The sequence below is a fragment of the Nonomuraea basaltis genome, from assembly GCF_005893125.1.
GTDB classification, from domain to species: domain Bacteria; phylum Actinomycetota; class Actinomycetes; order Streptosporangiales; family Streptosporangiaceae; genus Nonomuraea; species Nonomuraea basaltis.
The window spans coordinates 13,105-35,905 of the sequence record NZ_VCJS01000087.1; the positions used below are offsets into that span (position 1 = coordinate 13,105).

Sequence of the window (22,801 nt, forward strand, 5' to 3'; positions counted from 1 at the left end):
TCCCGGCGGCGGCGTGGCCTCAGACGGCCGCGCCGCCGCCGGCGGTTCAGGCGAGGACGCCCCGGACGATCTGATCGGTCAGCCGCTCGCGGAACGCCGCGCCTACGCCGCCTCCGGACATCGACCGGCCCAGGACGCCCAGCATGACGGCGCCCAGGATGGCGTTCACGGCGTCGGCGACGTCGTCGGCGGCGAACGCGCCCACGTCACGACCCTCGGCGATCAGCTCGCGCAGCGGCTCGGCGATCCAGGCGTCGTTGGCCTGCATGACCTCGCCCATCCGGCCGGTCGCCCCCAGGGCGGCGGGTCCGTGCGGAGCACCTGCTCCCCCACGTCGAGCAGGCGGCCGGCGAGATCGGGGGGTGGCGTCTTCACATCGATCAATCCTAGGCCCCTAGATTTGTACTGCAATCCAGATTAAAGTCCAAACTATGATTCAAATTTCAGCGTCATCACGGTCGACCTCAGCAAGCCGGAGTCGGCCGCGGGACTGATCGCGGCCACCGGCGACCTGGACGTCGGGCTGCTGGTGTCCAACGCCGGCGGCGGCAGCCCCGGCCCCTTCCTCGACCAGGCCCTCGACGAATTGCACCGCCGTCTCGTGCTCAACGCGACCTCGTACCTGGAGCTGGCGCACGGGTTCGGGCGGCGGTTCGTCGCACGGGGGCGCGGCGGGATGGTGCTGGTGGCGGCGCTGGGCGCGGTTCACGGGCTGCCGAACATGGCGCACGTGAGCGCCTCCAAGGCGTACGTGCTCATGCTCGGCGAGGCGCTGCACTACGAGCTGGAGTCCGCCGGCGTGGACGTCATGGTGATGCTCCCCGGCAATGTGGACACGCCGATCATCGACGCCTACGGGCTCGAACGCGCCGAGCTCCCGATCCGCCCGATGCCCGCCGACGCCGCCGTGCGGGAGACCGTGGCGGCGTTCCTCAAGAAGCGGCCCATGCACATTCCCGGGCGGCTGATGCGGCTGATGACCCGGCTCGTGCCGCGCTCGCGGGCGGTGCGGATGAACGGGCGCATGCTGGGCAAGGCCGCCGATCGCCTGGCGGCACGGGACCTCGCCGCGTCCTCGGTGACTCCGTGACGTCCGCAATGCTGCCGCCGGGGGTCACGCGCGTGAGCCGCGTCCCGCACCGGCTGCTCTCCTGGGGCCTGCCGCCGGCCTTCGGCTGAGCCGAAGGCATCGACGGATGCATAGAAGGATGTACGCGCGTTTCGGCCCGGCGGAGGAGGCGCCCGGCACCCCCTTGCCAGCAGGATCGTTGCATGACGATCGGACTGATGCTCACCCTCGCCGCCCTGGCGGTGGTCGACAGCACCAGCTTCGGCACCCTGGTCATCCCCATCTACCTGCTGCTGGCCTCGGGCAGGTCGCGGGTGACGCGGCTGCTGATCTACCTCGGCACCATCGCGGTCTTCTACTTCCTGGTCGGGGTCGCGCTGATGCTGGGGCTGTCCGCGGCCATGGAGACCTTCGGCGACGCGCTGCACAGCCGCCCGGCGTACTGGGTGCAGCTCGTCCTGGGCGTGGGGCTGTTCCTGCTGAGCTTCAGGTTCGACCCGAAGAGCCGGGCGAAGCGCGGCAAGCCGGAGCACCGGTTCGAGCCGCGGCTGGGCGGCCCGCGGGTGATGGTGCTGCTGGGGCTGACGGCCGGGGTGCTCGAGGTGGCGACGATGGTGCCGTACCTGGCCGCCATCGGCATCATGACCACGTCCGGCCTGGCCGCCGGGCAGTGGCTGCCGCTGCTCGCCGGCTACGTGCTCATCATGATCCTGCCGCCGCTGGCGCTCATGGGCCTGCGCGGGATCGCCGGGGCCTGGCTGGAGCCGAGGCTGGAGCGGCTGCGGGCGTGGCTGACCAAGCACTCGGCCTCGATGGTCAGCTGGGCGCTGGCGATCGTCGGCTTCCTGCTGGCCAGGGACGCGGTGGTCTACCTGTTCTTCCAGCCCGGATGAAACGGCGCGGCCGCCGTCCCTCCGGGGGCACCGGGGTAGGCAACCGCAGGTCGCCGCGGGGGCCAATCTAGGATCGGATCTCCGAGGGGAGATCTGTGATGTTGCGAGCCTTCTTCAGGACCGAGGCCGGGAGCACCAGCGTGCTGCTCGTCGCCACTGCCTTGGCCCTGCTCTGGGCGAACTCCCCTTGGGGGGACACCTACGAAGCCTTCTGGCACACGCCGATGGGCATCTCCTTCGGGGACGCCGCCTTCTCGCTGGACCTGCGGCACTGGGTCAACGACGGGCTGATGACCCTCTTCTTCTTCGTCATCGGGCTCGAGATCTCCTACGAGATGCGGCTCGGGCAGCTGCGCGACCGGCGGCTGATCGCCGTGCCGGCCGTGGCCGCGCTGGGCGGGATGCTGGTGCCGGCCGGCGTCTACCTGCTGCTCAACTTCGGCGGGCCGGGCGCCGGCGGATGGGGTGTGCCCATCGCCACCGACACCGCCTTCGTACTCGGGCTGCTCGCCGTCGTCGGCGCCCGGTGCCCCGATCCGCTGCGGGCGTTCCTGCTGACGCTGGCCATCGTGGACGACGTGCTGGCCATCATCATCATCGCCCTGTTCTACACGGCCAGCCTGTCCATTCCCGCACTCATCACCGCCGCGGCGCTGCTGGCGGCCATCGTGACGCTGCGGTGGCTGCGGATCTGGCGGGCGCCGGCGTACATCGTGCTGGGGTTCGCGCTCTGGGTGGCCACGCTTGAGAGCGGGATCCATCCCACGCTGATCGGCATCGCGCTGGGCGCCCTGGTCTTCGTCTACGCCCCCACCGACCAGAAGCTGCTGCTCGCCGGCGAGGCCATGCAGGAGTTCACGAGCGAGCCGAGCGCACGGGCGGCCATGGTGGCCACGCGGCGGGTGCGGCACGCCGTCTCCGTGAACGAGCGGCTCCAGCTGCGGCTGCACCCCTGGACCAGCTTCGTGATCGTACCGATCTTCGCGCTGGCGAACGCCGGGGTGCGGCTCGACGGCGAGACCCTGCGGGCGGCTCTCACGTCTCCGGTGGCCATCGGCGTGGCGCTGGGGCTGCTGCTCGGCAAGTTCGTCGGCATCTGGCTCGGCACATGGCTGCCGCTCAGGTTCGGGTGGGGGATCCTGCCGGGGAACCTGGTGTGGGGGCAGTTGCTGGGCGGGGCCGCGGTCTCGGGGATCGGGTTCACGGTTGCGCTGTTCATCGTGGACCTGGCCTTCGACGATGCGGCGATCCGCGACCAGGCGAAGATCGGGATCCTGGCGGGGTCGCTGCTCGCCGCCGGGCTGGGGTGGGTGATCTTCCGGATGGCGTGGGATCGGGGCGGAGTCTGCGCGCCGCCCGAGGTCGAGCCCGACGAGGTGCTGCCCGAGATCCTCTCCGTGCCGGTGGGGCCCGACGATCACGTACGGGGGCCGGCGGAGGTCAAGGTCACGATCGTGGAGTACGGCGACTTCGAGTGCCCGTACTGCGGACGGCTCCATCCGGTCCTGGAGGAGATCCGCAGGAAGAACCCCGACGTGCGGCTGGTGTTCCGGCACTTCCCCATCCGGACCCTGCACCCCCGCGCCGCCCCCGCCGCGATCGTGGCCGAGGCCGCGGCCGATCAGGGCAGGTTCTGGGAGATGCACGACATCCTCTTCGACAACCAGCGCTTCCTCACGGACGCCGACCTCAAGCACTACGCCGCGCAACTCGACGTCGAGCCCTGGTCGGACGTGCCCCGGCACGTCTCCAGGATCGCCCTCGACGAGGAGTCGGGGCGCGACAGCGGCGTCCGCGGCACCCCCACGCTCTTCCTGAACGGCGTCCGTTACCAGGGTCCGCTGGACCTGAATTCGATCGCCCGGGCCGTCGAAGAACTACGCCGATCCCCGTAGCGTGACCGACATCCCTCTATCTGCCGGAGTTCCTTGATGATCGAGACGACCTCCCCCATCGTCTTCAACCTCGTTTCCGCCGTCCTGACAGGCGTCCTATTGATCGTCGGCGCCATCCTGATGGTGGTGAGGCGGCCGCATCATGGACGGGCGGCGGTGATCGGGACAATCGGCTGCCTTCTGCTCCTGATACAAGTGATCTTCAATGCCCTGATGGGCTTCCTGCTCAACCAGCTGAGCGATCTGCTGGGCATGACGGCGTTCACCATCACGAGCCTGATCAACCTGATCTTGGGAGTGAGCGGCACGGGGTTGCTGATCTGGGCTGTGGTGGCCCGGCGCGACCCGCGGCAACCAGCGGCACCCCAGGGACCGGGCTGGCAGCAGCCGCCGTTCCAGCAGCCTCCAGGTTGGCAGGCCCCGCCCCGGCCGCCGCAGGGCTGAGTCCCCACGGTTAGCGAGCCCCAACGGTATGCCTTGGGAGTGTGACAATGTGGGGGTAAACAGACCTCCACCGAGTGCGGGGGATCATGACTCGTGAGCAGCCTGACCGCCAGGAGCCCGACCCCAATCAGACCGTCAGGCACCGCTTTCCCCGTCCGGCCCCGCCGCCCCGCCAAGGCCCGCCGAACGTCTACTCGACGCAGCGCCTGCCGTACACGCCGGACATGCTCCCCGACGTCCCTCTCTACGAGGCCAAGCCGCCGAAGTCCGGCTGGTGGTGGGTGATCGTGGCCGGCGGGCTGGTGCTGCTGATCGCCGCCCTGGCCGTGGCCGCGGTCCTGTGGGTACGCAGCACCGCCGGCGAGGCTCCTGCCGGCACGCCGAGCGCCACCCAGAGCGTCACGCCCGGGTGAGGTCCATGGTCCAGTTCGTCTCCCAGCTCTCCCCCTCGTCCTCCGAGAAGGCCTGCTCCCACCGGGCCGTGTCCTGGCCGATGACCGTCCAGATGAACCGGCACCGCACCAGCCTGCCCTCGTAGGTCTCCTCGCCGTAGAACTCGCCCCGGTCCCCCTCGAGCGCGCCCACCATGGGCGAGGTGTCCAGCACGCCCGGCGCGCTGCTGCCCCAGTAGATCGACCACTGCCGCGTCTCGTGGTTGTACACGCGTACGGTCAGCCCGCTGAACCCCTTGGTCGGAAACCTGATCTCGTCGAAGCTCGCCGCCCCGTCGAAGTGCCGGGTGGCGACCGAGTGGCCGGGGAACTCGTCCCATTCGCCGCTCCCGGCGAGCGCCTTCACGAGGCGGCGGTTGGCGACGTTCCAGTGTCCGGCGAGAAAGTCGAAATCGTTCATGCGCCCAAACGTAGGCCGGGGTCACTGACAGGTAGTGTCAGTGTTGATGCGTGCTTCTCGCCTGGTTTCGATCCTGCTGCTCCTGCAGACGCGCGGCCGGATGACCGCGCGGGAGCTGGCCGACCGGCTCGAGGTCTCGGTACGCACGATCTACCGGGACGTCGAGTCGCTCCATGCGGCCGGCATCCCTCTGTACGGCGACGCGGGCCCGAAGGGCGGCTACCAGCTGCTCGACGGCTACCGCACCCGGCTCACCGGCCTGACGGCGGACGAGGCCGAGTCGCTGTTCCTGGCCGGCCTGCCGGGTCCGGCCGCCGAGCTGGGACTGGGCGCGGTGGTGACGGCGGCTCAGCTCAAGCTGATGGCCGCGCTCCCCGTCGAGCTGCGCGACCGGGCCGGGCGCATCCAGGAGCGCTTCCACCTCGACGCGCCCACGTGGTATCGCGACCAGGACCCGGTCACGTTCCTGGCGGCCGTGGCCGACGCCGTCTGGAACGAGCGCCGCATCCAGGTCAGGTACCGCCGCTGGAAGGAGCCTCAGGAGGTGGAGCGGCGGCTGGACCCGTACGGGCTGGTCGTCAAGGCTGGACGGTGGTATCTGGTGGCGGGCGTGGGCGAGGACGTGCGCACCTACCGCGTCTCCCAGATCCTCGACCTGCACGCGCTCCCGGAGGGCTTCACCCGGCCGGAGGGCTTCGACCTGGCGGCGTACTGGCAGGGCTACCTGGCCGAGTTCGAGGCCCGGCTGCGGTGGGGCGAGGCGGAGGTGCGGCTGTCGCCGCGTGGCGTGGAGCGCCTGGCCGACCTCATGACGCCGGGCGTGGTGGCGGCGGCGCAACAGACCGCCGGGCCGCCGGACGAGGAGGGCTGGACGCGGGTCACGGTGCCGATCGAATCGATCGAGCACGCGCTGGGCGAGTTCCTCAGACTGGGCACGGACGCCGAGGTGCTCTCGCCCGGCGAGCTGCGCGATCGCCTGGCCGCCGCGGCGAAGGTGCTCGCCGAGCGCTACGGGAGCGGCTGAACACCTCTCTTTGTGGGGATATTTCGTCGTAAATACTCCTTCGGAGAGCGCGCCATGGACCTGCGCGACCGCCTGCTGGTCCAGGTCAGCGCCAGGGACGTCTACGACGCGGTGGCGCTGGCCGGGCATCCCGGCTCCGGCCTGGTCTTCACCGGCCAGGCCGCGCACGACGCGGTCCGCATGGTGCGCCGCGGCGGCTACGACGGCCCGATCCTGGCCGACCGCCGCCGGTACGCGGGGTCGGCGCGGGTACGGGGCACCGCCCGGCTGTCGCCGGACTGGATCGCGGACCAGGTGGAGGCGGGGGCGACCGCCCCGCTCACCGATTCCGGATATATCGGCGAAGGGGACCACGATTCCCTGCACGCCATCCTCGAACAGGCCGTCCAGTGGGAGCGCGTGATCGCCGTGCTCCCCGTACACGCCCGGTGGGTGGCCGAGGACCGGGCGGCCCTGGTGCGTACGGTCACCGACTACGGGGTGCCGGTGGCGCTGGTCGTCGAGGACGGGCCGCCGTACCGGCCGCTGCCGCTGCCCCTGCTCTCGGCGGGCGTGACGGCGCTGGCCGCGCTGGCGCACGGCGCCGAGTGGGCCGCGGTCGGCGTCCGCGAGGTGCTGCGCCACCTGTACCCGGAGCCGCACGCCTCACGGAGTGAGGCCATGAAGAGAGTGCGCGGCGGCTGGCGGCGTGGCGGGGCGCGCAGCGCGTTCGTGCCGGAGCGGCTGGAGTTCGTACCGGTCGAGTGGCTCGGCGCCGGCACGTGTGGCTGCTCCACCTGCCACGGCCGACCGTTGCGCCGCCTGGCGCAGGCCGAGGAGCTCGAGGTCAACACGCACAACGCCAAGGTCCTGCACCGCCTGCACAACCGCCTGCTCCGCGCCACGCACCGGGAGCGGTGGTGGCAGGAGCTGACGGAGGCGGCGCTCACGGCGTAAGGGACCCTACGCCCTTCGACCATTCGCCGAAAGTTTCATACCTTTTGGCGCTTCGACTGTGTTCCTCCGCAGCTCACGACGTGACACTCACAGGCAAGCACCAGGCATGTTGTCGCGATGAAACTTTCATTACACACTCGCAATGTTTCAGGCGAAACGAGAGGAGTCCGATGAACGTGACAGCTCGGATAGCAGGCGCCGTGATCGCCGCGGTGACACTCGTCATCGCGGGCCTGATCGCGGCGCCGCCGGCCGCCTCGGCCCAGCTCACGGAGGTGACCGGCTTCGGCGCGAACCCGACCAACCTGCGCATGCACTTATACGTCCCGGACGGCGTCCCCGCCCGCCCGGCGGTGCTCGTGGCCGTCCACTACTGCACCGGCTCCGGCCCGGCGTTCCACTCCGGCACGGAGTTCGCCTCGCAGGCCGACCAGCACAAGTTCATCGTCATCTACCCGTCGGCCACGCGAAGCGGCTCGTGCTTCGACGTCTCCTCACCACAGGCGCTGCGGCACGACGGCGGCAGCGACCCGGTGGGCATCGTCTCCATGGTCAGGTACGTCCAGCAGCGCTACAACGCCGACCCCGGCCGCACCTACGTCACGGGGGCCTCGTCCGGCGGCATGATGACGAACGTGCTGCTGGGCGCCTACCCCGACGTGTTCAGTGCGGGCGCCGCGTTCATGGGCGTGCCGTTCGGCTGCTTCGCCACCACGGACGGGTCGAGCTGGAACAGCGAGTGCGCCAACGGCCAGCGCATCATGACGCCGCAGCAGTGGGGCGACCTGGTACGCGCCGCGTACCCCGGCTACAGCGGCCCCCGTCCGCGCATGCAGGTGTGGCACGGCACCGAGGACTCCACGCTGCGCTACCCGAATTTCCAGGAGCAGATCAAGCAGTGGACCAACGTCCACGGCCTGAGCCAGACCCCGAGCCTGACCGACCAGCCCCGGCCCGGCTGGGCGCGGACCCGGTACGGCGGCACCGGCACGACCGTCCCTGTTGAGGGGATCAGCCTCCAGGGCGTCGGCCACAACCTGCCCCAGGGCGGGATGGCCGCCGCCGCGATCGCGTTCCTCGGCCTGGACACCGGGGGTCCCGGCCCGTCGGAGACGCCGACTCCCCAGCCCGGGGCGTGCCAGGTCGCGTACACGATGAACACGTGGAACACCGGGTTCACGGCCAGTGTCACGGTCACCAACACGGGCGCCGCGCAGCTCTCGTCCTGGTCGCTGGCCTTCACGCTCCCCGCAGGCCAGCGGGTCACCTCCGCGTGGAACGCGACGATCACCCCCGACACGGGCCAGGTCACGGCCAAGAACGCCGGCTACAACGGCACCCTCGCGCCGGGCGCCTCCACCCAGTTCGGCTTCCAGGCCACCCATGGCGGGAACACGGCCAAGCCGGCGGCCTTCACCCTCAACGGCGCGGCCTGCACCTGACGCTCGCCGCGCGATCCCGCACATCAGGCACCGGGGCCGGGCCTTCCACGGCCCGGCCCCCTCCGCGCGGCCTCATCACCAACCCGGCTATGAACGCTCTCAGAAGCCCCTGAGCCCGGTGAAGCGGACGCGGAGCGCGATCGGGTAGTCCTTCTCGAACCCCTCGACGCCCCAGTCGGCGATGCGATCACGATATTTGTCGATGTAGCCGGGCACCCCGCCGGCGAGCCGGTGACCGTCGAGGATCTCCGCCTCCCCCTTGAACACGACCACGTCGCCACCCGTCTCACTGGTGTTGAAGTGCAGCGAGACGTGCGGGCCGCGGCGCAGGTGCACGAGTCTGCGGGCGTTCGCCCGGTTGTAGATCAGTACGCTGTCTCCGCCCTCCCACAGGAACCAGACGGGATTGGGCTGCGGCGTGCCGTCCGCGCCCACCGTCGTCAGCCAGATGACGCGCTCGCCGGCCAGGCGCCGGCGCACGCGCTCGCCGAACGAACTGTCAGGGATCACTCCGGTCGTCACCTTCCGATCGTATGCCGCCGTACCGGAGCCGCCCCTGACTGGGTGTCAAGGCCGCGATTGGTTTGATCATTTAATGGATATAAGCCGTCTCGGAAGTGGTGGGAGCGCTCCCGCACGAGCGCCCTGATCGGAGCTGAAAGGCGTACCTTGTCCTTTTTACGAACCCGGCTCGCGGCGGCCTTATCGGGCATCGCCCTCGTCCTCACAACCGGCGTGGCGCTGTCCGCCCCGCCGGAGGCATCCGCGGCCACCGAGCCCGCTGAGACCCAGCCCCCCGGTGCCGCCACCCTCACCCTCATCACCGGAGACGTCGTCGACTACCGGCCGCCCGCTCAAGGCGGCGTCCCCTCTGTCGCCATCAGGCCCGCTCCCCGGCCCGACGGCGGACCCATCACGTTCGCCACGCTGCCCAGCAGGGACGGCGGGTACCTCGCCCTGCCCTCGGACGCCGCCGCGATGGTCGCCGCGGGGGCTCTCGACGAGGAGCTGTTCGACGTCGAGACGCTGGCGCGCGATCAGCGTGCCGAGGCGATCCCACTGATCATCACCTACACCGGCGACCAGTCGCTCTCACGGGCCGCGGACGCCCTGCCTGCCAGCGAGAACGTACGCGCGCTCGGCAGCGTCAACGGCGCCGCTCTCACCGTGCCCGCGGACGGCGCGGACGAGTTCTGGGCCGGGCTCCGCACCGCCAGGTCCGCCGCCGGCATCGCCAAGATCTGGCTGGACCGCAAGACGGAGGCGTCGCTCGACCGGAGCGTCCCGCTGATCGGCGCGCCCATCGGCTGGGAGAAGGGCTTCGACGGCAAGGGCGTCAAGGTCGCCGTCCTCGACACCGGCATCGACGCCGGCCACGCTGACTTCGCCGGCCGGATCCTGGCGACCGAGAACTTCTCCGACGCCCCCGGCATCGCCGACAGGCTGGGCCACGGCACCCACGTGGCCTCGACGATCGCGGGTGCCGGGGAGAGGTACAAGGGTGTCGCGCCCGCCGCGTCCCTGCTGGTCGGCAAGGTGCTCGGAGACGGCGGCCGCGGCGACTGGTCGTGGGCGATCGCCGGCATGGAGTGGGCCGCCGAGCAGGGCGCCGACGTGGTCAACATGAGCCTGGGCAGCTGCTGCGGCGACGGCACGGACCCTATGAGCCAGGCGCTCAACGAGCTGACGAAGAAGCACGGCACGCTCTTCGTCACGGCGGCGGGCAACGAGTCGGACCCGCTCACCGTCAGCGTCCCGGCGGCGGCCGACGAGGCGCTGGCCGTGGGCGCCGTGGACAAGACGACGGGCACGAACCTCGCGGACTTCTCCAGCCGGGGCCCCAGGCTCGGGGACGCGGCCGTCAAGCCCAACATCGTCGCCCCCGGCGTGGACATCGTCGCCGCCCGCTCAACCGGCTCCAGCGCGCCGCCGGTGCCCGGCGACGACCGCTACACATCGAACAGCGGCACCTCCATGGCGACCCCGCACGTGGCCGGCGCGGCCGCGATCCTGGCCCAGCAGCACCCCGTCTGGCGGGCGGCCGAGCTGCGCGACGCGCTGACCTCCACGGCCGAGCGGAACGACGCCCACAACTGGTTCGAGCAGGGCAGCGGCCGGGTGAACGTGGCCCGCGCGGTCACCCAGAGCGTCTTCGCGACCTCCGCGGTCGACTTCCGCCTGCTGGGCAAATCCGCCGCCACCCGGCAGATCACGTACCGCAACACCGGCGGCGCGCCCGTCACGCTGGCCCTGTCCCTCGTCACCCGCGGCTGGAGCGGCCGGCCCGCCCCCGCCAAGGCGATCGCCCTCGGCGCGGAGAGCGTCACGGTGCCCGCGAACGGCACCGCCACCGTGGAACTCGAAGTGGATCCGGCAGCCGGGCCGATCGGCGCCTACGGCGGCTGGGTCACGGCGGCCGGCGGCGACGACGTGCGGCTGGTGACCCCGTTCAGCTACTACACGGGCCCGGCCACGCACTCCCTCGAGGTGTCGCTGGTCAACTCGTACGGGACCAAGGAGTTCTTCCCGGGCTACCAGGCCGAGCCGATCGTGTACGCGATCCCGCTGCGACGCCCGAACAGTCCCGAAGATCCCTTCAACCCGTACGGCTACTACTACCTGCGCACGGATTTCTCCGGAATCGGCGAGTTCGCGCTGCCCGCCGGCGACTACGAGGTGATCGGCCTGGTCGCCGAGAACCGGATCAGCAACCGCAACAGCTGGGTGATCGAGAACGTCACCCTGGACGCCGACAAAACGGTCACCCTGGACGCACGCAAGACGGTGCCCATCAGACCGGACACCCCGAACGCGGCGGACGGGGGCGGTCAGGCGTACTACGTGCGCACGTTCACCGACCGGACGTGGCCCGTCTCCCTGTACGGCGGCTCGGTGGGCGGCGGCCACAACCTGTACGTCACGCCGGTCTCCGGACCCAAGGCAGGCAAGCTCAGGCTGTCCCACCAGTGGAACCTGGAGCCTCCGGTCCTCACCTCCGCCACGGCCGGCCAGATCGGGCTGCATCCGGCCTACGACATGGACTCCATGCGCGCGCTCCGCTCGGTCACGACATATCCCATCGTCTCCGTCGGGCAGGGCCGGCCCGAGGACTTCGACGGGATTGACGTGACGGGCAAGGTCGTCCTGGCCGGGATCCCGGTCGAGGGCGGGGGCGGGACACCGTACGTCACCGCGAGTGCGAAAATGGACGACGCCGCTCAGAACGCCTCCCGGCGCGGGGCGGCAGGCATCCTCGGCTACCTGGACGTCGACGGCGGCCGGGCGCGGGTGCCCGCGGGCGGGTGGGCGCTCCAGCGGCTGGGCCTGCCGGCCGCGGAGGGCCGCGCCGTACGCGCCGCGCTCGGCAAGGGGCCGGTCTCGCTGCGGCTGGAGCCCTACACGGGACCGGCCGTCACCTACCACCTCCGCTTCGACGAGCGCGGCCGGGTGCCCGCCAGGCCGGCGAAAGTCCGCATGGGGGACCTGGTGCGGATCGACGCCGCATACCACGCCGACCAGCCGGACACCAGCGGGTGGGAGTACGGGGAGTCGTCGGCCGGCGAGGAGCCCGGGCGCATGACGTACGGCGGGGCGCTGCGGATGCCGGTCGCCCGCACCGAGTACTTCGGCCCGGTATCGGATGACGTGACCTGGTCGCGGACGATCACCAACAACGGGCTGGACCTACGCTCGGCCGACCGGTTCACACGTCGCGACCGGCGGCTGACGGAGCGGTGGTTCAGGGCGCCGCTGGTGCCGGGGGCAGCGGACCTGCCGGCGGGGTATCCGGCGGAGGTGCCGTGCGCGCTGTGCCGGGACGGCGACCGCTTCGTGCCCGCCGAGCAGTGGCTGGACTCCGACCCCCGGCACTACAGCAGCCTGAGCCCGGTCACGTCCGCGCCCCGGTTGTTCGCCGGCGATCAGGAGGTGCCGGTGCAGGGGCGGCGGCCGCGGTCGTTCAGCGTTCCGGGGACGGCGGGGCCGTACCGGCTGGAGGCAGTGGACGCAACCGGACGAGCACTGTCCCGAAAGGTCACCACAACCTCAAGCTTCACCTCTTCGCCCCCATCGGGCACACCTCGCGGATACTCCTGCACCTTCGGGACCACGTGCGCCTTCCAACCGGCCGTCCAGCTCACGTACGACCTGCCACTCGACCTGCTCAACCGCGCTGAGGCCGGCGCGAGGTACGCCTTCGAGCTGCGGGCCGGCGCGCATTCGGCCGTGCGTCGGGCGCCTGCCGTCACCCGGGCCAGGGTGGAGTACTCGGTCGACGACGGCGCCACGTGGCGGGACGCCTCCCGGGTCAGGAAGGTGGGCGACGGCCGGTTCCGGGTGGAGCTGACGCATCCCCCGCTGGCGCAGACGAGCGGGTATGTGTCGCTGCGCGTCACCGCGCCGGACACGGCGGGCGGCGCTGTGACCCAGACCATCGACCGCGCGTACGCGCTGCGCTAGCACGAGCACCGGCGACGGCGGCCAAGGATTTCTTTGGCCGCCGTCCGCTCCTGCCACCCCACATACCGACGCTCACAGCCGACGTTTCTCCACAGGACAATTCCGGTACCCGCCCGCCATCCACAGAACCCGATTCACCGTCACCCCGACCCCATCCGACCCAGCATCCTCGTTGCCACATCGACACCACGCACGCACCTCCCCGTCGAGAGGAAGCACGAGATGCCCGGAGGCCCGCCCACACTCGGGTTCAGCCTGATCGTCTACGCCACGGTCGGCCTGGTGACCCTGATCGCCCTCAAGCTGAGGAGGCGGAGGCACAGGTGAAGACCCTCACGATCATCGTCCCGGCCCACAACGAGGAGCACGGCCTCCCCGCAACCCTCCAGTCCATAGCAGCCCAAACCATCCCACCCGAGAAGGTCATCGTCGTCGACGACGGCTCGACCGACCGCACCAGCGAGGTGGCCGCCGCCTACGGCGTGACGGTCCTGCGCCCACCCCGCAACCTCGGCAGCAAGGCCAAGGCCCAAAACCACGCGCTCCCCCACTGCGGCACCGACCTGGTCCTGGCCGTGGACGCCGATACCGTGCTCGCCCCCGACTACATCGAGCGCATCAAGCCCGCCTTCGACGACCCAGACGTGGGCGTGGCAGCGGGCAACGTACAGACCCGATTCACCCGCACACCCTGGGAACGCGGCAGGTCCACCGAATATCTCTTCGGCTTCCACTGGCACCGCCCGATCCAGCAGCTCGCCAACAGCCCCATGGTCTGCTCAGGCTGCTGTTCGGTGTTCAGACGCACCACCCTGACCGCGTTCGGCGGCTTCCCTGAACGCACCATCGTCGAGGACATGGACTTCACCTGGAGCCAGCAGTCGGAGGGCCGCAGGGCGGTCTACGTAGCCGACGCCATGGCCTGGGCCGCCGACCCGGAAACCCTCACCTACCTGCGCAAACAGGTGTGGCGCTGGATGGCGGGCTTCATGCAGAACGTCCGCCTCCACCTCCCCCGCCTGCTCACCCGCAAGCCCATGCTGGCCACCTGGATCGTGCTGGCCCTCCTGGAGATCCTCCTGGCCCCGCTCTGGTGGGCCACCCCGCTGGTCCTCACGCTCGCCCTGCACGAGCCGGTGGCCCGCACGATGACCTGGTGGGCCGGCAGCGAGCTGCTCCTCACCGTCCCCGCCCTCCTCTACGCGGCCAAACGCCGCCGCCTCCCCGTCCGGCAGGTCCTGGTCAACCTGCCCTTCGTCTACCTGAACAAGGCCGTCAACCTCTACTACGCCTGGAAGGCCATGGTGGTGGAGCTGATCATGGTCCCCCTCCGTCTGTCCCGTGGCCTCCTCATCTACGAGAAAGGCCGTTGACCTCCGGCAACCGCCCGTAGAGCTCTCCGTCGTCCCGCAGGATGACGTACTCGAGGAAGCCGTCCGGCATCGGTCAGCCCTGGTCGACGGCCCGGAAGAGCGCACCCACCAGGCCTTCGACCAGCGGTTGCGGACGGCGCCGCCCGGCGGTGGCCACCCCGATGTAGCGGGTGGGGCGCGGCGGCTGGATCGGCACGATGGCGAGGGCCGTGGCCGAGTGGTCGAGCGCCACCTGGGGGATCAGCGAGACGCCGACACCTGTGGCGACAAGGGACTGGGCGAAGAAATAGTCGCTCGTGGCACCTGCGAACCTGGGCTCGAAGCCGGCACGCTCGGCGTAGCGCCGCAGGTAGTCCTGGGTCTTGGTACAGCCGAGGACCCAGCGCTCGTCGGCGAGTTCGGTCAGATCGAGCGCCTCACGGCCGGCGAGCCGATGCCCCTTCGGCAGGACGACCGACATGGGGTCCTCCATCAGCGGGGTCCAGCGGAGGGTTGATCGGTCACCCCGCGCGAGAGGGAGCGGACCATCGAAGTGATAGGCGATGGCGAGATCGGCCGTTCCTTCGCGTACAAGCGGAAGGCTGTCCTCCGGCTCACGCTCCAGCACGTTGATCTCCACGTCGGGATGATCGGCCACGAACGGGGTGAGCGCGCGCGGAAGGAGGCGGCGTCCGCCGCTGCTGAACGTGGCGATCGTCAGCCTGGTGCGGCCGGCCGCGATCCGGTCGATCTGTTCCTGCGCGTGGTGGAGCTCGGCGAAGACGGCCTCGGCGGCCTCGATGAGGAGCCGGCCGGCCTCGGTGAGCACCACTCCGCGGGTGCTCCGCTCGACGACTGCCGCGCCGATCGAACGTTCCAGGGTGGCGATGTGCTGGGAGACCGCCGAAGGGGTGAACAGCAGCGCGGCGGCCGCCTTGCTGAAGCTGCCCTGCCTGGCCACCTCCCGGAGAATCCGGAGCCGTTGCACGTCGATCAACAGTTTTCCTAACAGCCGATTAAGCAAGCCGGCACTTCTGCTTATCACCCTATCCAGGCAGGGTCGATGCCGTGAACAACGTATGCGTCATCGGTGGCAGCCGTTACTTCGGGCGGCGTCTGATCGAGTCACTTCGCGACTCCGGTGCCCGCGTCACGGTGATCAACCGCGGGTCGGTGCCGCCGCCTCCTGGGATCACCCACCTCACCGCCGATCGCGACGACGAGAAGGCTCTCGGCGCCGCGGTCGGGAACCGCGAGTTCGATGCCGTGATCGACCAGGTCTGCTACACGCCGTACCAGGCCGCGATCGCGCGCCGGGTTTTCGGGCGCCGCACTTCGCGGTATGTGATGACCTCGACCATGGAGGTCTACGACCCGGCCACCTCCGAGCTGATCCCGCCGGCCGTCCCGGAGGTGCCGGTCACCGAAGAGGCCGTCGATCCCGCCTCGTGGCCGGTCCCGCCCGGCCAGCCCTGGCACGATCCGGGGCGGATGGAGGGCGTCTTCGGCGAGGCGACGCGCTATGCCGAGGGAAAGCGGCAGGCCGAGGCGGTCTTCACCCGGGAGAGCCCGTTCGCGTTCGTCACCGTGCGCAGCGCGCATGTCCTGGGCATCGGAGCCAGAGACTTCACCGGACGACTCGAACACTACGTCGAGCGGATCCTGGCGGGCCGGCCCGTCGACGTCCACCGCGATCGGTTCCCGACCTCCTTCATCAACGACGAAGAGATCGCCGGCCTGCTCTTCTGGGCGGCGGGCGCGGAGTTCACCGGCGCCGTCAACGCCTCCTCCCATGGCGAGCTCAGCGTGACCGGCCTGTGCGACCTCATCGCGGCGGAGACCGGGCGGAAAGCGGACTACCGGCTGGTCGACGGCGGGGAGGCGTCGCCGTTCTCCTTCGATCGCCACTACGCCATGGGCAATGGCCGCGCGGCCCGGCTCGGATACGCGTTCTCCACGACCACGGACTGGCTGCCGAAGGCCATCGCCATGGCGATCGACCTGCGGAAGGGCACCTGACATGCGTACTCGTCGCATCGGCGACGTCGAGGTGGGCGCGGTGGGACTGGGCGCCATGCCGCTGTCCATCGAAGGACGGCCGGACGAGGGCAGGGCGATCGCCACCATCCACGGCGCTCTGGACGCCGGGGTGACCCTGATCGACACCGCCGACTCCTACCACTGGCACGCGGGCGAGACCGGGCACAACGAGGAACTGATCGCACGAGCGCTGGCCACGTATGGCGGCGATACGAGCTCCGTCCTGATCGCCACCAAGGGCGGACGAGGCCGGCCGGGAGACGGCTCCTGGACCGTGACCGGCACGCCCAAGCATCTCAAACGGGCCTGTGAAGGGTCGCTCAAGCGCCTCGGGGTGGACGCCATCGGCCTCTACCAGCTCCACAAGCCGGACCCGAAGGTCCCCTGGGCCGAATCCGTCACGGCACTGCGCGAGCTGCTGGACGAAGGCAAGATCAGGATGGCCGGGCTCTCGAACGTGAACGTCCGGCAGATCCTGGAGGCACGCCAGATGCTTGGCGACCGGCTCGTCTCGGTGCAGAACCGCTACTCGCCGAGCGTCCGCGACAGCGACCCGGAGATGGAGCTGTGCCGGCGGCTCGGCATCGCGTTCCTTCCGTGGAGCCCGCTGGGCGGCATCTCCCGTAGCTCGCTCGACGGTTCCTCCGCGCTCGACCCGGCCGAGACCGCCTTCCACGCCTTCCATACGGTCGCGGCCGAACGCGGCGTGAGCCCGCAGAGGGTATGCCTGGCCTGGCTGCTCGCCCGCTCCCCGATGATCGTGCCCATCCCGGGTGCCAGTCGCCCCGAGACGATCCGCGACTCCGCGGCCGCCTCCGACCTGCTGCTCAGCGAGGACGAGCTCACCCGGCTGCGCATCTGACCCGCGCCCGCCTCCCTACGACATGAGCCAACGGGTGGAGCTCCGTGCGCTCAACGCCGAAGGCGCCACCATCACACCAACGACATACAGTGCCCTGACCAGCAAAAAGACCCGATTCCACGATGGAAATCAGGCCCTTTTGATCTTGTGGAGCTATGGGGATTCGAACCCCAGACCTCCTCCATGCCATGGAGGCGCGCTACCAACTGCGCTATAGCCCCTGGTCACCGCTTCGAGTCCACCCGTTGCGGCGCTCCGAGAGCATATAGCCATCCGCGCCCATTCGCCTAATCGCGCCGCCCGTCCCGCGCTCTGGCCACCGATATGGCCAGGCCAAGGACTACGGAGCGCCCGCAGATCGTCCAGCGCCGGCTCCACCCCTCGACGATCCGGCGCCGCACCTCCGAGACCAGCATTCGCTCGAACAGCCGCCGGCCGACCTCGCGTTCGAGCCGCTGGATGTGGCGCCCGAACGGCTGGGGCGCGATGAAGTGCCGCTGCGCGGCGCGACCGAAATGTAGCTCTTCGGCGAGCGTGACCGCATAGCGTAATGACCGGATCTCCATCGGCGAACCTCTCCGATTCCGGATGTGTGTCGCCGATCTATTCGAACGGGATCGCCTGCCGTACGGCCCCCGAGCCGTACGGATTCGCTATGCCTCGGCGTCCGGCCTGTCGTCGCTGTTGATGGGTTCGGGAAGAGTTCCGGCGTTGTGCTCCAGCAGCCGCCAGCCCTTGCGCCCTTCCTGGAGGACGGACCACGAGCAGTTGCCCAGACCGCCCAGAGCCGGCCAGAGCTCCTCGGGCAGCCCGAGCAGCTCGCAGATGCCCAGCCGCAGCGCCGCGCCGTGCGAGGCCACGACCAGCAGCCCGTCGCCGTCGAGCCGGGCCGCCCACCGGCGCATGGCGGCTGCCACCCGCGCGGCGACGTCGGTGACGGGCTCTCCGTCGGGGGCCTCCCAGGCGGAGTACTCCTGGGGCCACCGTGCGGCGATCTCCTCCCTCGTCAGCCCCTCCCACTGGCCGCCTCCGCGCTCGCGGAAGTCCTTGTCGACGGCCACGTCGAGCCCGACGACGCGCCCGAGCGCGAGCGCGGTGTCATTGGCCCTCTGGAGGTCGGAGGAGACGATGAGGGTGGGCCGCAGCGAGGCCAGCAGCGACGCGGCCCTGGAGGCCTGCGCGACGCCCGTCTCGTCGAGCGGGATGTCGGAGTGCCCCTGGAAGCGCTGCTCAACGTTCCACAAGGTCTGCCCATGCCGCAGACAAACGATGCGCCTGCTCATGCAGATTCCTCGCCCAAAGGCTTGAAATCAGCATGAGCAATGTTGATGGCTCTGATTGTTCGCTCGCTGCGCTCGCTCACGCGCGCGCCCGCTGCAGGTTGGCCTGCATGACGCTCTCCGGCAGCGAGATGGCCGGGCAGTCCTTCCACAGGCGCTCGAGCGCGTAGAACGTGCGGTCCTCTTCGTGCTGGACGTGCACGACGATGTCGATGTAGTCGAGCAGCACCCAGCGGCCCTCACGCTCGCCCTCGCGGCGCACGGGCTTGGCGTCGACCTCGGTGCGCAGCCGCTCCTCGATCTCGTCGACGATGGCACGGACCTGGCGGTCGTTGGTGGCGGAGCAGAGCAGGAAGGCGTCGGTGATGACGAGCTGTTCGCTCACGTCGTAGGCGAGGATGTCATCGGCCAGCTTGTCGGCCGCGGCTTCCGCGGCGATGCGCACGAGCTGGACGGATCTGTCAGATGCGGTCACGATGCGGGTCTGTCCTCCTGTGTCGGCAGCATGCCCATATGTTGAGAGTACCCTTCCGGGCCGAAACCCCTCACTCATGGCACAGAGTCCTTCACCCGTGAGCGTGGTACAGCCTCCGCTTGTTGATGTACTGCACGATTCCGTCGGGCACCAGATACCAAATCGGCTCCCCCTTGGCCACCCGCTGGCGGCACTCCGACGACGAAATGGCCAGCGCGGGAATTTCCAGCAACGTCACCCTGCCCTCGGGCAGCCCCGGGTCGTGCAGCGTGTGCCCCGGGCGCGTGCAGCCGACGAAGTGGGCCAGCTCGAACAGCTCGTCGGCGTTCTGCCAGTCGAGGATGGCCCCGAGCGCGTCAGCGCCGGTGATGAAGTAGAGGTCAACCTCGGGACCGTAAATATCCGCAATATCGCGCAAAGTATCGATGGTGAAGGTCGGTCCCGGGCGGTCCACGTCCACCCGGCTGACGGAGAAACGGGGATTGGACGCGGTCGCGATGACCGTCATCAGATAGCGGTCCTCGGCCGCCGACACCTCGCGCTCCGACTTCTGGTACGGCCGTCCCGTCGGCACGAAGACGACCTCGTCGAGCTCGAAGTGATGGGCCACCTCGCTGGCCGCGACAAGGTGCCCGTGGTGGATGGGATCGAACGTCCCACCCATCACCCCCACTCGCCGCATCCCTTGCATACCAGGAGCGTTCATCATGAATCGGACCTTACGCGGACGCCCTACCACAACATGATGGCACCCCCCTTCGGGATGACCGCGCATCACTTCCGTTGCGGACGTAGCATGCCGGGCATGACGACCACCCCGGACCGCAACCGCGTCCAACTGCCCGGCATCTCGTCCCGAGCCTACGAACACCCCGCAGACCGGTCCGCCCTGGTCGCTCTGCGTAAGTTGAGTGGGTTCGACACGGTTCTCAAGCAGATGTCCGGCCTCATTAGCGAGCGTCGCCTTCGCCTGATGTATCTGGCGTCAGCCGTGCGGGTGAGCGAGACACAGTTCCGCTCCCTCTACGACATGGGCCGCGACGCCGCCTACACACTGGACCTGCACCGGATCCCCGAGATCTACGTCCAGCAGGATCCGCACGTCCAGGCCAAGGCCATCGGCTTCGACGACCCGTTCATCGTCGTGACCACCGGCCTGCTCAACCTCATGAACGAGGAGGAGCAGCGCTTCGTCATCGGCCACGAGACCGCGCACATCCTGTCGGGGCACGCGGTCTACCGGACGATGCTCGACATCCTCACCCGCCTCGCCACCCGCGTCGCCTGGATCCCGCTCGGCTACATCGGCCTGCGCGCGATCGTCGCGGGCCTGGAGGAGTGGTACCGCAAGTCGGAGCTGTCCGCGGACCGCGGCGGCCTGCTGTCGGGCCAGAATCCAGAGGCGGCCAAGAGGGCGCTGATGAAGCTCGCCGGCGGCGACTACACCCACGAGATGAACATCGAGGCGTTCCTGGAGCAGTACCAGGAATACGACACCGCGGGCGACCTTCGCGACGGCTTCCTCAAGGTGCTCAACCTGCTCGGCACCACACACCCGTTCGCCGTGGTGCGCGTGGCCGAGCTCGACAAGTGGCAGCGCAGCGGCGAGTACGAGCGCATCATCGGCGGCGACTACCCGCGCCGGGAGGACGACCCCAACGCACGAGTGACCGACGAGATCAAGGCGGCGGCCGAGTCCTACCGCGCGTCCTGGTCGCAGTCACAGGACCCGTTCATCGGCGTCCTGCGCGACGTGGCCGAGGGCGCGGTCAACGCGGGCGAGCGCATCTTCAACCGCTTCTCCCGCCGCGACGGCGGCCAGGGCTAGACCGTTCGCCGCACGCGACCGATCAGCTTGATCAGCCGCGTTGACCCGCCGCCTGATCCGCCATGAATAGGGCGGCGGGTCAGAGCAGGAGGGCGATGGCGCGCACCGCGGCCGCGCACAGGGCGACGAACCCGCCCAGCACGGCCAGTGCGCGCAACCCTTCCCTGCGCAGATCCGGCAGCCGGCCACCGATCCGCTCGATCTCGCGCCCGGTGATGCCGCCGCACAGCATCCCGAACACCACGCCCGCCACCGTCACGGGCGCGGGCTGCTGCCACCAGTCGGTCTCGATCTGACCGCCGCCCGTCACCCAGAGCGCCCCGCCCGACGCCACCGCGACGGGCACGCCCGGCCACACGACGGCGGTCGCCGCCGCCCCGGCCAGGGCGAGCGGGAAGAGCAGCACGCGCAGCGCCACCCGGGTACGCCGCGCGCTGCGGTTCCTGACCAGCCAGTGGCTCATCCACAGCGTCCTGGTCAGCACCACGAACACCGTCGTGATCGCGATGGACGCGATCGGCCAGATCACCGAGGTCACCACGCACGGCACGGCCAGCACCGCGAGCAGCAGCAGGGCGCCGTTGCCCGCGGGCAGCGTGGTGGACGACTCGGCCCTGAGCCCGCCCCGCCCGCGGTCCTGCGGCTTGGCCGGCCTGCTCCTGACGGCCGCGGCCGCGCGCGGCCGCGGCGCGGTCATCTTGGCGCGCGGCCCGGTGGTCTTCCCGTCGGCGCTCGCGCGGCTCCGGGGCGCGGGCACCTTCCCGTCCGCGCTGGTCCGGCTCCGCGCTGCGGCACCGTCCGCGCTCGTCCGGCTCCGCGCCCCGGTCCCGTCCGCACTGGCCCTGCTCCGCGCTCCGGCCCCGTCCGCACTCGTCCGGCTCCGCGCCGCGGCACCCTTCCCGTCCGTGCCGGTGCGGTTGCGATCGGCGTTCGTACGGCCACGCGGCGCGGGCACCTTCCCGTCCGCGCCCGCGCTGTTCGGCCTGCCACGGGCGGACTTCGCCTCGCCCCGGGCCGCCTCCTCAGCGGGACGGCTCCGCACGGCCGCGCCCTTGCCGGCCTCCTCGGCCAGGTCGGCGGCGACCGGATCGGGCTCGGGCCCGCTGGTGGCCCTGGCCAGCCGCGACAGCCGGTCGGCCAGCAACGCCGCCGTCGGCCGTTTGCCGGGCTCCCTGTTGAGCGCGGCCCGTACCAGCGGCAGCAGCTCGACCGGCACGCCCTTGAGGTCGGCCTGTCCATTGAGCACCGCGTACATCTGCGCCTCGGCCGTCCCGCGCCCGAACGTCGGCCGCCCGGTCGCCGCGAACGCCACCGTCGCCGCCCACGCGTGCACGTCGGCGGGCGAGTCGACGTGCTCGTCGGCGAAGATCTCCGGCGCCGTGTAGCCGGGCGTGCCGAGGAACGTACCCGTCATGGTGAGCCGCGTCGCGTCCAGCACCTGCGCGATCCCGAAGTCGATCAGAACCGGGCCCTCGGTGCCCATGATGATGTTGCCGGGCTTGAGGTCGCGGTGCACGACCCCGGCCGCGTGGATGATCGCCAGGGCCGCGGCGATGCCCTGCGCCAGGTCGACGAGCTGGGAGACGTCGAGGGCCCCGCTCTGGCGCACCCGCTCGAGCAGCGTGACGCCCTCGATGTGCTCCATGACCAGGTACGGCCGCGCGCAGCTCAGATCGGCGTCGAGGACCTTGGCCACGTACGGGCTCTCGACCCTGCGCAGCGCGCGAACCTCGCGCTCGAGCCTGACCCGCAAGGTCTCGTCCTCGGCCAGGTCGTGCAGGACCTTGAGCGCGACGCGCTCGCCACGGCGGGTGGTCGCGAGGTAGACCTCGCCCATGCCGCCCCGGCCGAGCCGCTCGATCAGGGTGTACGGCCCGACCTTGCCGAGCTTGCTCACCGTCCCTCCCCGCCGGGCGCGCCCATAAGGGACACAACCCTAGCGCCGGGACGC

General features: G+C 70.4%; 22 protein-coding genes and 1 tRNA gene. 13 read left to right on the top strand and 10 right to left on the bottom strand.

Features of this window, described 5'->3' with window-relative positions; translation table 11 throughout:
• Positions 1 to 46: 46 nt before the first annotated feature.
• Positions 47 to 280: a hypothetical protein gene (locus EJK15_RS34020; protein WP_138714589.1), complete on the bottom strand. Its 234-nt coding sequence runs from the start codon at positions 278 to 280 to the stop codon at positions 47 to 49.
• A gap of 171 nt (positions 281 to 451) precedes the next feature.
• Between EJK15_RS34020 and EJK15_RS34025 the strand changes: the two genes are divergently transcribed.
• From EJK15_RS34025 to EJK15_RS34045, 5 genes are all read left to right on the top strand, one after another.
• Positions 452 to 1,090: an SDR family NAD(P)-dependent oxidoreductase gene (locus tag EJK15_RS34025; RefSeq protein ID WP_138714590.1), complete on the top strand. Its 639-nt coding sequence runs from the start codon at positions 452 to 454 to the stop codon at positions 1,088 to 1,090.
• A 182-nt stretch (positions 1,091 to 1,272) separates the two neighbouring features.
• Entirely contained in the window at positions 1,273 to 1,962 is a 690-nt protein-coding gene (locus EJK15_RS34030; RefSeq protein WP_138714591.1) for a GAP family protein, read from the top strand.
• A 98-nt stretch (positions 1,963 to 2,060) separates the two neighbouring features.
• Positions 2,061 to 3,857 (top strand): Na+/H+ antiporter NhaA, encoded by a 1,797-nt coding sequence (gene nhaA, locus EJK15_RS34035; RefSeq protein WP_138714592.1) that lies wholly within the window; start codon positions 2,061 to 2,063, stop codon positions 3,855 to 3,857.
• A gap of 36 nt (positions 3,858 to 3,893) precedes the next feature.
• Entirely contained in the window at positions 3,894 to 4,301 is a 408-nt protein-coding gene (locus EJK15_RS34040) for a hypothetical protein (protein ID WP_138714593.1), read from the top strand.
• An 86-nt stretch (positions 4,302 to 4,387) separates the two neighbouring features.
• Positions 4,388 to 4,714: a hypothetical protein gene (locus EJK15_RS34045; RefSeq protein WP_138714594.1), complete on the top strand. Its 327-nt coding sequence runs from the start codon at positions 4,388 to 4,390 to the stop codon at positions 4,712 to 4,714.
• On the opposite strand, the gene EJK15_RS34050 is transcribed toward EJK15_RS34045, so the two are convergent.
• Positions 4,701 to 5,153 carry a hypothetical protein gene (locus EJK15_RS34050; protein WP_138714595.1) on the bottom strand — a complete coding sequence of 151 codons (453 nt, stop codon included), beginning with the start codon at positions 5,151 to 5,153 and terminating at the stop codon, positions 4,701 to 4,703. The two genes, EJK15_RS34045 and EJK15_RS34050, sit on opposite strands and share 14 nt — an antisense overlap.
• A 46-nt stretch (positions 5,154 to 5,199) precedes the next feature.
• Between EJK15_RS34050 and EJK15_RS34055 the strand changes: the two genes are divergently transcribed.
• The 3 genes from EJK15_RS34055 to EJK15_RS34065 all read left to right on the top strand — a co-directional run bounded on the left by EJK15_RS34055 (position 5,200) and on the right by EJK15_RS34065 (position 8,555).
• Positions 5,200 to 6,177 (top strand): helix-turn-helix transcriptional regulator, encoded by a 978-nt coding sequence (locus tag EJK15_RS34055; RefSeq protein ID WP_138714596.1) that lies wholly within the window; start codon positions 5,200 to 5,202, stop codon positions 6,175 to 6,177.
• Positions 6,178 to 6,231: 54 nt separating this feature from the next.
• Positions 6,232 to 7,113 (top strand): hypothetical protein, encoded by an 882-nt coding sequence (locus EJK15_RS34060; protein WP_138714597.1) that lies wholly within the window; start codon positions 6,232 to 6,234, stop codon positions 7,111 to 7,113.
• A 170-nt stretch (positions 7,114 to 7,283) separates the two neighbouring features.
• The gene (locus EJK15_RS34065; protein WP_138714598.1) at positions 7,284 to 8,555 is read left to right on the top strand and encodes an extracellular catalytic domain type 1 short-chain-length polyhydroxyalkanoate depolymerase; all 1,272 of its coding nucleotides are present in this window, start codon (positions 7,284 to 7,286) and stop codon (positions 8,553 to 8,555) included.
• Positions 8,556 to 8,654: 99 nt separating this feature from the next.
• Here the strand turns inward: EJK15_RS34065 and EJK15_RS34070 are convergent, their stop codons facing one another.
• The gene (locus EJK15_RS34070; RefSeq protein ID WP_138714599.1) at positions 8,655 to 9,077 is read right to left on the bottom strand and encodes a TIGR03667 family PPOX class F420-dependent oxidoreductase; all 423 of its coding nucleotides are present in this window, start codon (positions 9,075 to 9,077) and stop codon (positions 8,655 to 8,657) included.
• Positions 9,078 to 9,224: 147 nt separating this feature from the next.
• On the opposite strand from EJK15_RS34070, the gene EJK15_RS34075 reads away from it, so the two are divergent.
• Positions 9,225 to 13,013, top strand: a complete 3,789-nt coding sequence (locus EJK15_RS34075) for a S8 family serine peptidase (protein WP_138714600.1) — start codon at positions 9,225 to 9,227, stop codon at positions 13,011 to 13,013.
• A gap of 323 nt (positions 13,014 to 13,336) precedes the next feature.
• A complete protein-coding gene (locus EJK15_RS34080; protein WP_138714601.1) occupies positions 13,337 to 14,386 on the top strand; it encodes a glycosyltransferase family 2 protein in 1,050 nt (349 codons plus the stop codon).
• Positions 14,387 to 14,459: 73 nt separating this feature from the next.
• Here the strand turns inward: EJK15_RS34080 and EJK15_RS34085 are convergent, their stop codons facing one another.
• Positions 14,460 to 15,353, bottom strand: coding sequence for a LysR family transcriptional regulator (locus tag EJK15_RS34085; RefSeq protein ID WP_240777391.1), 894 nt, complete (start codon positions 15,351 to 15,353; stop codon positions 14,460 to 14,462).
• Between the two features lie 80 nt (positions 15,354 to 15,433).
• Here EJK15_RS34085 and EJK15_RS34090 point away from each other — a divergent pair, with 80 nt between their 5' ends.
• Both EJK15_RS34090 and EJK15_RS34095 read left to right on the top strand, forming a co-directional pair.
• On the top strand, positions 15,434 to 16,384 hold the full coding sequence (locus tag EJK15_RS34090) for an NAD-dependent epimerase/dehydratase family protein (protein ID WP_138714603.1): 951 nt from the start codon (positions 15,434 to 15,436) through the stop codon (positions 16,382 to 16,384).
• Position 16,385: 1 nt separating this feature from the next.
• Positions 16,386 to 17,267 carry an aldo/keto reductase gene (locus EJK15_RS34095; protein WP_138714604.1) on the top strand — a complete coding sequence of 294 codons (882 nt, stop codon included), beginning with the start codon at positions 16,386 to 16,388 and terminating at the stop codon, positions 17,265 to 17,267.
• Between the two features lie 148 nt (positions 17,268 to 17,415).
• On the opposite strand, the gene EJK15_RS34100 is transcribed toward EJK15_RS34095, so the two are convergent.
• The 5 genes from EJK15_RS34100 to nadD form a co-directional block, all read right to left on the bottom strand.
• A tRNA-Ala gene (locus EJK15_RS34100) sits at positions 17,416 to 17,488 on the bottom strand.
• Between the two features lie 66 nt (positions 17,489 to 17,554).
• A complete protein-coding gene (locus tag EJK15_RS73100; protein WP_206061253.1) occupies positions 17,555 to 17,833 on the bottom strand; it encodes a LysR family transcriptional regulator in 279 nt (92 codons plus the stop codon).
• A gap of 87 nt (positions 17,834 to 17,920) precedes the next feature.
• Positions 17,921 to 18,550 carry a histidine phosphatase family protein gene (locus EJK15_RS34110; protein WP_171074685.1) on the bottom strand — a complete coding sequence of 210 codons (630 nt, stop codon included), beginning with the start codon at positions 18,548 to 18,550 and terminating at the stop codon, positions 17,921 to 17,923.
• A 76-nt stretch (positions 18,551 to 18,626) separates the two neighbouring features.
• A complete protein-coding gene (gene rsfS, locus EJK15_RS34115; RefSeq protein ID WP_138714606.1) occupies positions 18,627 to 19,022 on the bottom strand; it encodes a ribosome silencing factor in 396 nt (131 codons plus the stop codon).
• Positions 19,023 to 19,113: 91 nt separating this feature from the next.
• The gene (nadD, locus tag EJK15_RS34120) at positions 19,114 to 19,704 is read right to left on the bottom strand and encodes a nicotinate-nucleotide adenylyltransferase (RefSeq protein ID WP_420847115.1); all 591 of its coding nucleotides are present in this window, start codon (positions 19,702 to 19,704) and stop codon (positions 19,114 to 19,116) included.
• Positions 19,705 to 19,818: 114 nt separating this feature from the next.
• Between nadD and EJK15_RS34125 the strand changes: the two genes are divergently transcribed.
• Complete coding sequence (locus tag EJK15_RS34125) at positions 19,819 to 20,850, top strand: M48 family metallopeptidase (protein WP_171074686.1); 1,032 nt, start codon at positions 19,819 to 19,821, stop codon at positions 20,848 to 20,850.
• 79 nt (positions 20,851 to 20,929) lie between these two features.
• Here the strand turns inward: EJK15_RS34125 and EJK15_RS34130 are convergent, their stop codons facing one another.
• A complete protein-coding gene (locus EJK15_RS34130) occupies positions 20,930 to 22,747 on the bottom strand; it encodes a serine/threonine protein kinase (RefSeq protein WP_138714609.1) in 1,818 nt (605 codons plus the stop codon).
• Positions 22,748 to 22,801 lie beyond the last annotated feature (54 nt).

What these genes read in the sequence shown, in the direction of transcription:
- EJK15_RS34125 (WP_171074686.1), top strand. Translation starts at nt 19,819, where the DNA reads ATGCCGGGCATGACGACCACCCCGGACCGCAACCGCGTCCAACTGCCC.
- EJK15_RS34040 (WP_138714593.1), top strand. Translation starts at nt 3,894, where the DNA reads ATGATCGAGACGACCTCCCCCATCGTCTTCAACCTCGTTTCCGCCGTC.
- nadD (WP_420847115.1), bottom strand. Translation starts at nt 19,704, where the DNA reads ATGCGGCGAGTGGGGGTGATGGGTGGGACGTTCGATCCCATCCACCAC.
- nhaA (WP_138714592.1), top strand. Translation starts at nt 2,061, where the DNA reads ATGTTGCGAGCCTTCTTCAGGACCGAGGCCGGGAGCACCAGCGTGCTG.
- EJK15_RS34060 (WP_138714597.1), top strand. Translation starts at nt 6,232, where the DNA reads ATGGACCTGCGCGACCGCCTGCTGGTCCAGGTCAGCGCCAGGGACGTC.
- EJK15_RS34065 (WP_138714598.1), top strand. Translation starts at nt 7,284, where the DNA reads ATGAACGTGACAGCTCGGATAGCAGGCGCCGTGATCGCCGCGGTGACA.
- EJK15_RS34055 (WP_138714596.1), top strand. Translation starts at nt 5,200, where the DNA reads ATGCGTGCTTCTCGCCTGGTTTCGATCCTGCTGCTCCTGCAGACGCGC.
- EJK15_RS73100 (WP_206061253.1), bottom strand. Translation starts at nt 17,833, where the DNA reads ATGGAGATCCGGTCATTACGCTATGCGGTCACGCTCGCCGAAGAGCTA.
- EJK15_RS34110 (WP_171074685.1), bottom strand. Translation starts at nt 18,550, where the DNA reads ATGAGCAGGCGCATCGTTTGTCTGCGGCATGGGCAGACCTTGTGGAAC.
- EJK15_RS34050 (WP_138714595.1), bottom strand. Translation starts at nt 5,153, where the DNA reads ATGAACGATTTCGACTTTCTCGCCGGACACTGGAACGTCGCCAACCGC.
- EJK15_RS34020 (WP_138714589.1), bottom strand. Translation starts at nt 280, where the DNA reads ATGGGCGAGGTCATGCAGGCCAACGACGCCTGGATCGCCGAGCCGCTG.
- EJK15_RS34095 (WP_138714604.1), top strand. Translation starts at nt 16,386, where the DNA reads ATGCGTACTCGTCGCATCGGCGACGTCGAGGTGGGCGCGGTGGGACTG.
- EJK15_RS34045 (WP_138714594.1), top strand. Translation starts at nt 4,388, where the DNA reads ATGACTCGTGAGCAGCCTGACCGCCAGGAGCCCGACCCCAATCAGACC.
- EJK15_RS34030 (WP_138714591.1), top strand. Translation starts at nt 1,273, where the DNA reads ATGACGATCGGACTGATGCTCACCCTCGCCGCCCTGGCGGTGGTCGAC.